Below are 10,652 nucleotides of genomic sequence, written 5' to 3'. Positions count from 1 at the left end.
CCCGTCTCGCGGTCCGGCTGCAATCGGGTTATGTTTATGGATATGCGTTTGTGATGCTGCTCGGTCTTGTCGGCCTCGCCAGCTGGGCCATGGTGAATTTCCTGTGAGCGGCTTTCCGATCCTTTCGCTGATGCTGGCGGTTCCGCTGGTTGGCGCCATCGCCTGCCTGTTCGTCGGCGACAAGATGTCGCGTTTCGTCGCGCTGGGCGCAACGCTCGCGACCTTCGTCCTCGGCTGCATCCTGTGGGCGAACTTCGACATCGGCGGCGCGCAGTGGCAGTTCACAGAACGCGCCGACCTGTTCGGCCGCTTCCAGTGGGCGCTCGGCATCGACGGCATGGCGCTGATGCTGATCATGCTCAGCGTCTTCCTGATGCCGCTCTGCATCTTGGCGAGCTGGGACGCGATCAAACAGCGCGTCGGGCTCTACATGGCGATGTTCCTGATCATGGAAGTCGTCATGATCGGCGTCTTCATGGCGCAGGATCTGCTGCTCTTTTACATCTTCTTCGAAGCCGGCCTGATCCCGATGTATTTCATCATCGGTATTTGGGGCGGTGCGAACCGCAAATATGCGGCGTTCAAATTCTTCCTCTACACGCTGCTCGGATCGGTGCTGATGCTGATCGCGATGATCGCGATGATTGCAGAGGCAGGAACGACCGACATCCCGACGCTGCTGAACTATAATTTCCCGCCGGAAATGCAGACGTGGCTGTGGCTCGCCTTCTTCGCCAGCCTCGCGGTCAAGATGCCGATGTGGCCCGTTCACACCTGGCTTCCCGACGCGCACGTGCAGGCGCCGACGGCGGGGTCGATGATCCTTGCGGGCGTGCTGTTGAAGCTGGGCAGCTATGGCTTCCTGCGCTTCATGATGCCGATGTTCCCCGACGCCTCGGCGCAGCTGATGTGGATTGTCTTTGGCTTGTCGATGATCGCGGTGGTGTACACCAGCCTCGTCGCGCTGGTGCAGAGCGACATGAAGAAGCTGATCGCCTATTCGTCGGTCGCGCACATGGCGATCGTCACCGCCGGCCTCTTTGCTTTCAACCAGCAGGGTATCGAAGGCGCGCTGATCATCATGCTCAGCCACGGTGTCGTCTCGGCCGCGCTGTTCTTCTGCGTCGGCGTGATCTACGACCGGCTCCACACGCGCGAGATCGACCGTTACGGCGGCCTTGCGGTGAACATGCCCGCCTATGCGCTGTTCTTCATGCTGTTCACCATGGCATCGATCGGCCTGCCGGGCACCAGCGGCTTCGTCGGCGAATTCCTGAGCCTCGCGGGCATCTATGAAGCCTCGAGCTGGGTCGCCTTCGTGTGCACCACCGGGATCATCCTCGGCGCCGCGTACATGCTCTATCTCTACCGCCGCGTCGTGTTCGGCGAACTGACCAAGGACGATGTGAAGGCGATGCCTGACCTCAACGCACGCGAATGGACGATCATGGTGCCGCTGGCTGCCGTGGCGCTGTGGATGGGCGTCTATCCCGAAAGCTTCCTCGCGCCGATGCGCGGTGACGTGACCACCGTCGTCGCGCGCCTCGCTCCGGCCAAGCCTGCGGGCGACGCGCATCTTGCCGCCGGCAAGCCGAAGACTGCGAAACCGCATGGTGAAACCGCCCACGGATCGAGCCATGCAGGAGGCGTCCAATGACCGCCGATCTCGCGCTCGTCTGGCCCGAGCTGATCCTGACGATCGGCGGGCTGATTACGCTGATGCTCGGTACCTTTGCCGGTGACCGGCAAGTCGGCCTTTATCAGCTCAGCTCGCTGCTGACGCTCGCCGCTGCTGCAGCCGCGGTCGTCGCACTGTTCGGCATCGAAACGACGGTCTTCTCGGGAACGCTTTCGGTCGACAGCTTCGGTGGCTTCGCCAAGCTGCTGATCTATGCCGCGAGCTTCGTCTGCATCGTCATCGCGCCGCGTTTCTTCAACGGCGGGATGCGCGCCGAATATCCGACGCTGATCCTGTTTGCCGCGCTCGGCATGGGCATCATGGCCTCGTCGCGTGACTTGATGACGCTTTATGTCGGGCTCGAGCTCAACAGCCTTGCGGCCTATGTGCTCGCGAGCTTCATGCGCACCGACGAGCGGTCGAGCGAAGCCGGCCTCAAATATTTCGTCCTTGGCGCGCTCGCGTCGGGCATGCTGCTCTACGGCATCTCGCTGCTCTACGGCTTCACCGGCACGACCGATTTCGCGGGTATCGCGAAGGTGCTCGGCGGCGAGCTCAACATCGGGCTGATCTTCGGCATCGTGTTCGTGCTCGCGGGCCTGGGTTTCAAGATCAGCGCCGTGCCGTTCCACATGTGGACCCCCGACGTCTATGAAGGCGCACCGACCCCGGTGACGACCTTCTTTGCGACGGCACCCAAGGTCGCGGCGATGGCGTTGCTGACGCGCGTGGTCATCGACGCGATGGGCCCTGCGGTCGGCGCTTGGCAGCAGATCGTCATCTTCCTGTCGCTCGCCTCGATCATCCTCGGCGCGGTCGGCGCGATCGGGCAGAAGAATATCAAGCGCCTGCTCGCCTATTCGTCGATCAACAATGTCGGCTTCATGCTCGTCGGCCTTGCCGCCGGAACGCAGCAGGGCGTCGAAGGCGTGTTGACCTATCTGCTTGTCTATATGCTGACCACGCTCGGTGCCTTCCTCGTCGTGATCCAGTTGCGCGATGCCAACGGCAACCAGGTCGAGAGCATTCCGGCGCTCGCGGGTCTGTCGCAGCGCCGCCCCGGCCTTGCGGCAGCGATGGCGGTGTTCCTGTTCAGCCTCGCCGGCATTCCGCCGCTGTTCGGCTTCTGGCCGAAGTATCTGGTGTTCGAGGCCGCGGTGAACGCGAATCTCGTGCCGCTGGCGGTTGCGGGCATCGTCGCATCGGTGATCGGCGCATTCTATTATATCGCGATCATCAAGACGATGTACTTCGACGACAAGTCGGACACCGAATTCCCGAAGGGTGGCGGTGCGATCGTCGAGGATGCGGTGATCACTGCGAGCGCGCTGTGGCTCTCGGTCATCGGCTATCTCTTCATTCCCGTGCTGGCGGTCCTTTCGGCCAGCGCCGCCGCGGTGCTGTTCTGATACCGCCGATCGAGCGGATCGCGCAGACAGGTTCGACCAACGCCGACCTGCTGGCGCGGCTGGCAGGCGGCGAGCATGTCGGCGAAGGCCATTGGCTGGTCGCCGACCGCCAGACCGCCGGGCGCGGCCGCCTTGGCCGCGCGTGGGGCGACGGGCAGGGCAATTTCATGGGCTCGACCGTGGTCCATCTGCACGCGAGCGACCCTGTTGCCGCGACGCTGGCGCTCGTTGCCGGCGTCGCGCTCGCCCGGACCGTCACAACGCTCGCCCCGATGGTCGATTTCCGGCTGAAATGGCCGAACGACGTTCTCGTAGATGGTGCCAAATGCTCGGGCATCCTGCTCGAACGCACCGGCGATGCGGTGGTCATCGGTATGGGCGTCAACCTCGTGTCGGCACCCGAACTGCCTGACCGCCCGACCGCCTGTTTCGCCGACAAGGGTGCGCGCGTCGACCGCGACCGCTTTGCTGACGTGCTTGCGGTCGCGATGGTCGATGCGCTGTGGACCTGGCGGCAAGAGGGTGTCGAGAGCATCGTTCGCAACTGGTTGCCGCTCGGGCATCCGGTGGGAACGCCGCTGCACGTCTCCGAGCAGGGCATCGACGGCTTCTTTGATGGCCTCGCGCCCGATGGCGCGCTGCGCTTGCGTCGCGACGGCGGCGAGACCATGCTGATCCACGCAGGCGACATCGAACTGCGCCGGCCTGTTGCGGAGGGGAATTAGATGCTGCTCGCGATCGACGTCGGCAACACCAACGCCAAATTCGCTCTGTTTCGCGAACAGGAACTGCTCGCGCGCTGGCGGATCGCGACCGACGACCGGCGCACCGCCGACGAATATATGGTGTGGCTCGACCAGCTGATGCGCATCGAGGGACACGACCGTGACGGCGTCGAAGCCGTGATCATCTCGACCGTGGTACCGCGCGCGCTCCACAATCTGCAGCTGCTCGCGGTCAAATATTTCGGCGTCGACGCGCTCGTCGCGGGGCGCGAGCCGGTGGCTTGGGGGATCGCGCTCAAGGTCGACGAGCCGCAGTCGGTCGGCGCAGATCGTGCGTGCAATGCAATTTCGGCGCAAGCGGTCGAACCCGGCAGAGACAAGCTCGTCATCAGCTTCGGCACCGCGACGACGCTCGACCATATCGGGCCCGATGGCGCCTATCTCGGCGGCATTATCGCGCCGGGCGTCAACCTGTCGCTCGAAGCACTGGTCGCCGCCGCCGCCAAATTGCCGCGTATCGCGATCGAAGCCCCGGCAACGGGCAGCGTTATCGGGCGGACTACCGAAAGCCAGATGCTGATCGGCGTCTATTGGGGCTATGTATCCATGATGGAGGGGCTGATCGCGCGCATGAAAGCCGAAATCGGCAAACCGCTCACCGTCATCGCAACGGGCGGACTCGCGACGCTTTTTCAGGAACAGGCGCACCTGTTCGACCGGATCGAGCCCGATCTGACGCTCAACGGGCTGATGTATCTTTTTCATCAACGGAAGCCAACGATATGACGACTCCCGGCAAGGAGCTGCTTTTCCTCGCATTGGGGGGATCGGGCGAGATCGGCATGAACGCCAACCTCTATGGCTGCGACGGCAAGTGGATCATGCTCGATCTTGGCGTGACCTTTGGCAGCCATGACTATCCGGGCATCGACATCGTGATGCCCGACCTCGAATTCATCGAGGATCGCAAGAAGGACCTGCTCGGCATCGTGTTGACGCACGGGCACGAGGATCACATTGGCGCGCTGCCTTATCTTGCCGCCGACCTGGGTGTGCCGCTATATGCCAACCGCTTCACAGCGGGCTTGATCGCACACAAGCTGGCTGAAGAAGGGTTGGAGAAGGACGTCGATCTGAAGGTCGTCGATATCGACGATAATTTCCAGCTCGGCCCTTTCGGCATCCGCCTGATCCCGCTCGCCCACTCGATCCTCGAAATGAGCGCGGTGGTGATCGACACGCCCTATGGGCGTGTGTTCCACACCGGCGACTGGAAGCTCGACGAGGAGCCGATCCTCGGCGCGCCGGCGACCGCAGCGGCGCTGACCGCAGTCGGCGATGAGGGCATCGATGTTCTCGTTTGCGATTCGACCAATGCATTCAATCCAGAGGCCTCGGGCAGCGAAGGCGGACTGCGCGAGGGACTGGAGCGGGCGGTTGGCGCGGCGAAAGGCAGGGTGGTCGTCACCACTTTTGCCTCCAACGCCGCGCGGCTTGCCACATTGGGCGCGGTTGCCAAGGCTACGGGGCGCACGCTTTGCGTCGCCGGGCGCTCGCTCGACCGCATCCTCGGCGTCGCGCGTTCGGTCGGCTATCTCAAGGACTTCCCGTCCACGGTCGATTTCGACGAAGCGATGCGTCTGCCGCGCGACAAGGTGATGGTGATCGCGACGGGTGGGCAGGGTGAACCGCGCGCCGCACTCGCGCGCATGGCGGCCGACATGCACCAGATCAAGCTCGAGGCGGGCGACACCGTCGTCTTCTCGTCGAAGCAAATCCCCGGCAACGAGGTCGCGATCGGTCGGATCATGAACCAGCTCGCCGCGAAGGACGTGCTGACCGTCACCGAGAAACAGGCGCATATCCACGTCAGCGGCCACCCCGGCCAGCCCGAGCTCGCAGCGCTTTATGGCTGGCTGCGGCCAAAGCTCGTCCTGCCCGTGCATGGCGAAATCCGGCATATGCATGAACAGGCGCGCTTTGCGCTCGAGAAGAATGTTTCGGGCGCACTGGTACAGGAAAATGGCGATCTGGTACGTCTTGCACCGGGGCCTGCGAAGATCGTCGAGCGCGTGCGCGCGGGGCGACTGATCCTCGACGGCGACGTTATCCTGCCCGCGGACGGCGAGACGATCAACGAACGGCGCAAGCTGTCGCTTCACGGCCATATCACGGTCGCAGCGATCTTCTCCGGCAAGCGCTTCGTCGAAAGCGCGATCAGCTACCGCGGCGTGCCGGTCGAGGACGAGCGCGAAGCGTTTATCGATGAAATGCGCGAAGCCGCCGAACAGGCTGCTACCGGTCCCGCGCGTGACGAGGAAAAGCTGCGCGAGACGATCCGCCTTGGCGTCCGGCGCGTTGCAACCGACTGGACGGGCAAGAAGCCCGTCGTCGACGTGATGCTCGTCGATATCTGATTTATGGAAGCCAAGTGAATGAAATGGACTTCGGCGCTCGCTATCTATCTGTTGTTCTGGGCGTTCAGCGCCTTTTTCGTGCTACCGTTCCACGGTCGGCGCGCCAGTGACGACGCGACGCCGCTGGTGCGAGGGCAGGAACCCGGGGCGCCTGCGGCCTTCCGTCCCGGACGCATCCTGTTGCAGATGACGATCGCCGCGACGATCGCCTTCGTCCTCTACTATGTTGCCTATGTAAACGGCTGGGCCGATCCCGACGTGCTGAGCGGGCGGACCTGAATATCGGCAGGATGTTCCCGGCGTAGCCTTGATTAGCCCCGCAGACGGTCGATCGCCTGCGCGAGCGCTACATAGAGCTTGCCGATATCGGAAGAAAGCAGGGTGACGCTGATCGCCGAACCATCGCGCGCGCCGATAAGCAGGCGCAACATCGCTTCGAAATCGTGGATGAACTGGTTCACTGACGCGTGGAAACCGTCGTCGGCCTGATAGAGGCGCAGGATTTCCTTTGCTTCGCTATTCTCGATCAGCTTGACCGCACGGCGTGCGAACACGCCGCGATCGCCCTTCAGATAGGCATCCCACGCGGTATCGCTGACTTCGGTTGACAGGATCTTGGTGACGTCGATCGCGGTCGACTTCAGCGCCTCGGTCAGGAGACCGACCTGTTTTGCGAGCGAATCGCGGTCAGATGCCGAAATAGCCTGCTCGGCCTCGCTGACCCGCTGCTCGACGCTGGCGCTGGTGTCCATGATCGTAATCAACTGGCGCATCAGCCGGTCGGCCGCCCCGTTTGCAGCCGCGACGGCTCGCGCCGAAGCTTCCTCGATCGCGGTCAGCTGGGCCATGACCTCGTTCTTGAACGCGGTGTCGATCGCTTCGCTCGCGGTCGCCTGCATTGCGTCGCGGGCACCCGACACCAGTTTTTCGAGCGTCAGACGCGCTTCAGCTGCAGCGGAATCGGCAGTTGCGCGAACCTCTTCCAACGTTGTGATCATTCGCGCGCCGCCCTGCTCGGCAAATTCATCGGCTCCGTCGCGCAACTTCGCGAGCGCGGCTTCGGCGTCGGCGAGCGAGGCGTTGATGCGGTCGCCCAGCGCCTGCTGGCTTTCGGTATGGCTCGCCATCCGCTTCTCGTTCGACTTGAGCGTCGCCTGTACGGCGTTGACGTGCGACATCGTCGACTGTGCGACCAGTTCGGACGCCTCAAGCATCGGGCGGATCTGCGCCAGCGCGGTCTGCGTCGTCTTGCCGTGCGACGTTATGCGATCGAGCGCATGCGGCAGCGTTTCATCGAGTTCGCGGGTGACCGCATCAAGCGCAAGCAGAAGCGATTCGGCGTGCGTGATGAGCTGATGCGCCGCACCATTGCCACTTTGCACTTCCTGCATGAACGTACCAAGCTGCGCCTTGGTGTCCTCGATCGCGCGGCCGATTACGCCGGTGCTCGCATCGACGCTTACGTCCAGCACATCGAGTTGCTGCGCTACGTTGGCGACATGCGCGGTGATCCGCGATGCCAGCGCGTCGCTGGCATCGGCATGGGCAGAGAGCTGCGCGCCCATCGCATCCCCGGCGTCGCGCGCTGCGGCCAGTTTGGCATCCATCTGCGCGGCGGCGGTATCGACGCCCTCGCGGAAATGCCGCCAGCTTTCATCCATCTGGCTGGTTACCGCAGTAACGGTCGATGCCAATTCGTCGCGCGTGGCAGCGGCAACACTTGTCATTCGTGCGAGTGCGACGTCATTCACGCCTGTGATTTCGGCAGAAGCAGCGCGTAGTTCGGAGGTCGTTTCTTTCGTCTGTTCCTGCAGCGCGACGATCGCTTCGAGCATGCTCGCGGTTGATGCCTGGCCTGCCTGGACGGTCTTCGCGGCTTCCTCGCCGAGCGCGGCGAGCCTGGCTTCGAGGTTCGCGCCCTGCTGATGCGCGACAAGGCCCGCCTCGCGGAAATTGACCGCAAGGCGCTGCGCGACATCGTCGATGCGGGGGAGTCCGGCGAGCAATCCGTCCATCCGCTGCATCGCGACATCGCCCGAACGGGCAAGCTGGTCGTGGGCGTTGGCGATGACCGAGGCGTTGCTGGCGAGTTTGTCGCTGCTCTCGCCAAGCCGAAGCACGGTATCGAGACCCAGCTGCTGGACGATTTTAGCTTGCTCCCCAAGCTGTTTTCGCGCGTCTACCAGATGCAGCCCGAGCGAATGCATCGACTGGTTCAGCGCCAGATTCTCCTCGCGAAGCGCGGCCGCGACGCGAGCGAAACGCGCCTGTTCGGACCGGCTCGATCGCAGCATCGCCATCCACAGGACGACAAGCAGCGTCAGCGGCATGGCGATCGTTGCAACCAGTGCGGGCCAGTCGGCGAGCGCCGGGCTGCGCGCGAAATTCCCGGTGGCGACCAGCAGCGCAAACCCGGTCCAGCCGATGGCAAGGGCCACAAGCAGGATCGGCGCGGCGCGGTCGCGCCAGTGCGACGGCGCGCGCGTTTCCTCACCGGTCTCTCCATCTTCGGTGAGCGAGGACATATCCAGCCAATCCCGTTCGGCGGGCGCCTCCGCTGGGGGCGCAGGCGCGGTTCCGGGCGCAGCAACGTCCGCCGGCGCCGCGCTGTCCGCTTCCTGGTTTGCCGCGGAATCCCGCCACAATCCGACGATTTTCTTTTCCCCCGTCATCCGGTCATCTTAGCATCAAATGGCCGCCATGAAACGGAAACTTAACCACAAGCTGCCAATCCTGTGGAATGTCTTTCGATAGTGGGCCTCTCGACCGTTATCTGAGCGCCGCAATCGGCGACGATCCGGCGATGGCGCTCGATCTGCGCGGCGCGTTCACGGGGAGTGCGCGCGACCTTTCCGACCTGATGCGGCGGGCCCGTTGCGACGCCAATTGGGAGATGGCGGCGCTTCGCCTGAAGGGGCTAGCCGCGACATTCGGCATCATCCCGCTGATCCAGCTGGCCGACGAGGCCATAGCGGGCGCGCCCGGCGACCCCGCCGTTCTGCGCCGGATCAATCAGGCGATCGACGATATCGCCTGACCGCCTTTGCGGCTGGTTCAATTCGCGTTCAGCCGCCCGTTTTCATAGAAATAACGATGCCGACTGTCTTGCCATGGCAACGCGACGGGTTTAGCCGCGTTAAGCACGCGCGGCCGCGCCTTCTTCGTGCAGGCCAGGCGACCGAATTCAGAGGAGAGATTTCGATGTTCAACCGTTTCCGCTCGATGCCCGCAACGGCGATCGCCGCCGTGCTGGGCTGCGCGCTGATGACGACCGCGGCCCCGGCTGCTGCCCAAAAGAAGGAAAAGCCGAAAAAGGAAGAATCCGCAAAGGGTGGCGGGATTTCGGTGAGCAAGGGCTTCATGCCCGCCGCCAAGAAGATGGAAGACGCGTCGAAAGCCAAGGATGCCGCGGCACTGCAGGCGGCACTGGCCGAGGGGCAGTCGTCGGCAACCACCCCCGATGACAAATATCTCGCGGGCTTCTACCAGCTTCAGCTCGGCATCATGAACAAGGATCAGGCGCTGCAGGGGCAGGGTCTCGATGCGATGCTGGAAACGGGAAAGACTCCTGCCGAAAGCATCGGCGTCTATAATTTCTATTCGGGCAACTTTGCGTATAGCGCGAAAGACTATCCGAAGGCGATCCAGCGGCTCGAGGCAGCGAAGGCAGCCGGTTCGACCGAATCGGCCCTCGCTCCGATGCTGATGGACAGCTATCTGAACGCCGGGCAGGTCGACAAGGGCTGGGAAATTGCCAAGGCGGGGATCGATGCCGCGCGCGCGGCAGGTAGCAAGCCATCGGAAGAATTGTACGTTCGTCCGGCGCAGGCTTTCCAGAAAGCCAACCGCACCAACGAGATGCTCGACGTGCTGACGATGCGGGTTCAGGATTATCCGACCCCCGCGACATGGCGCAACACGCTCTATATCCTTCTGCAGCAGGCTGCCGGCGACAAGGATCTGAATCTCGACGTTCTGCGCTTGATGCGCGCGACCAATGCAATGACCCAGCGCCCGGAATATCTCGAATATGCGGCGCTCGCGACCGAGGCGGGCTATCCGAGCGAAGTCGTCGCAGTTGTCGAGCAGGGACGGGCGAATGGCGCGATTCCCCAGTCGGATAGCCATTTCGGCGGGATTCTTGAATCGCAAAAGCCGCGAGCCGCATCGGATGCCGCGGCGGTGGCGGCCGACGCGGGCAAACCCGCGACGCTCAGCAACCCCAAGGCTGCGCGCGCGACCGCCGACGCCCTCGTCGGCGCCGGCCAGGCGGCAAAGGCGATTCCGCTGTACGAGGCTGCGCTGAAGGGCGCACCGGGCGACAATCTGGTCCAGTATCGCCTCGGCGTCGCGCAGGCGCTTGCGGGACAGGGCGATGCCGCCGCAGCCAGCTTTGCAAAGGTGCAAGGCAATCGGCAGCGCC

General features: G+C 63.7%; 9 protein-coding genes. 8 read left to right on the top strand and 1 reads right to left on the bottom strand.

Annotated features, from left to right (window positions below; translation table 11 throughout):
- Positions 1 to 103: 103 nt before the first annotated feature.
- Genes VN047_RS17510 through VN047_RS17485 form a run of 6 tightly spaced genes read left to right on the top strand, consistent with a single transcriptional unit; the run spans position 104 to position 6,508 of the window.
- Complete coding sequence (locus tag VN047_RS17510) at positions 104 to 1,657, top strand: NADH-quinone oxidoreductase subunit M (RefSeq protein WP_325544916.1); 1,554 nt, start codon at positions 104 to 106, stop codon at positions 1,655 to 1,657.
- Positions 1,654 to 3,087 carry an NADH-quinone oxidoreductase subunit NuoN gene (nuoN, locus tag VN047_RS17505; protein ID WP_325544914.1) on the top strand — a complete coding sequence of 478 codons (1,434 nt, stop codon included), beginning with the start codon at positions 1,654 to 1,656 and terminating at the stop codon, positions 3,085 to 3,087. Before VN047_RS17510 ends, nuoN begins: the two co-directional genes overlap by 4 nt.
- A complete protein-coding gene (locus VN047_RS17500; protein ID WP_325544912.1) occupies positions 3,009 to 3,812 on the top strand; it encodes a biotin--[acetyl-CoA-carboxylase] ligase in 804 nt (267 codons plus the stop codon). The genes nuoN and VN047_RS17500 overlap by 79 nt, the downstream gene beginning before the upstream one ends.
- The gene (locus VN047_RS17495; RefSeq protein WP_325544910.1) at positions 3,813 to 4,598 is read left to right on the top strand and encodes a type III pantothenate kinase; all 786 of its coding nucleotides are present in this window, start codon (positions 3,813 to 3,815) and stop codon (positions 4,596 to 4,598) included.
- Positions 4,595 to 6,229, top strand: coding sequence for a ribonuclease J (locus VN047_RS17490; protein ID WP_325544909.1), 1,635 nt, complete (start codon positions 4,595 to 4,597; stop codon positions 6,227 to 6,229). Before VN047_RS17495 ends, VN047_RS17490 begins: the two co-directional genes overlap by 4 nt.
- An 18-nt stretch (positions 6,230 to 6,247) precedes the next feature.
- Complete coding sequence (locus tag VN047_RS17485; protein WP_325544907.1) at positions 6,248 to 6,508, top strand: DUF1467 family protein; 261 nt, start codon at positions 6,248 to 6,250, stop codon at positions 6,506 to 6,508.
- Positions 6,509 to 6,540: 32 nt separating this feature from the next.
- On the opposite strand, the gene VN047_RS17480 is transcribed toward VN047_RS17485, so the two are convergent.
- Positions 6,541 to 8,754 carry a hypothetical protein gene (locus VN047_RS17480; RefSeq protein WP_325544905.1) on the bottom strand — a complete coding sequence of 738 codons (2,214 nt, stop codon included), beginning with the start codon at positions 8,752 to 8,754 and terminating at the stop codon, positions 6,541 to 6,543.
- A gap of 215 nt (positions 8,755 to 8,969) precedes the next feature.
- Between VN047_RS17480 and VN047_RS17475 the strand changes: the two genes are divergently transcribed.
- Both VN047_RS17475 and VN047_RS17470 read left to right on the top strand, forming a co-directional pair.
- Positions 8,970 to 9,266 carry an Hpt domain-containing protein gene (locus tag VN047_RS17475; protein WP_325544903.1) on the top strand — a complete coding sequence of 99 codons (297 nt, stop codon included), beginning with the start codon at positions 8,970 to 8,972 and terminating at the stop codon, positions 9,264 to 9,266.
- Positions 9,267 to 9,430: 164 nt separating this feature from the next.
- Positions 9,431 to 10,652 (top strand): tetratricopeptide repeat protein (locus tag VN047_RS17470; protein WP_325544902.1); only part of this gene is annotated, 1,222 nt, incomplete at its 3' end.

This window comes from Sphingopyxis sp., assembly GCF_035565275.1.
In the GTDB taxonomy this organism is placed as follows: Bacteria; Pseudomonadota; Alphaproteobacteria; order Sphingomonadales; family Sphingomonadaceae; genus Sphingopyxis.
Note: the sequence above shows the minus strand (reverse complement) of the source record. Positions and strands in the feature narration are given on the sequence as shown.

Bases quoted from the DNA above. Each gene is read 5' to 3' on its own strand.
- VN047_RS17485 (WP_325544907.1), top strand. From the start codon at position 6,248: ATGAAATGGACTTCGGCGCTCGCTATCTATCTGTTGTTCTGGGCGTTC.
- VN047_RS17495 (WP_325544910.1), top strand. From the start codon at position 3,813: ATGCTGCTCGCGATCGACGTCGGCAACACCAACGCCAAATTCGCTCTG.
- VN047_RS17490 (WP_325544909.1), top strand. From the start codon at position 4,595: ATGACGACTCCCGGCAAGGAGCTGCTTTTCCTCGCATTGGGGGGATCG.
- nuoN (WP_325544914.1), top strand. From the start codon at position 1,654: ATGACCGCCGATCTCGCGCTCGTCTGGCCCGAGCTGATCCTGACGATC.
- VN047_RS17475 (WP_325544903.1), top strand. From the start codon at position 8,970: ATGTCTTTCGATAGTGGGCCTCTCGACCGTTATCTGAGCGCCGCAATC.
- VN047_RS17480 (WP_325544905.1), bottom strand. From the start codon at position 8,754: ATGTCCTCGCTCACCGAAGATGGAGAGACCGGTGAGGAAACGCGCGCG.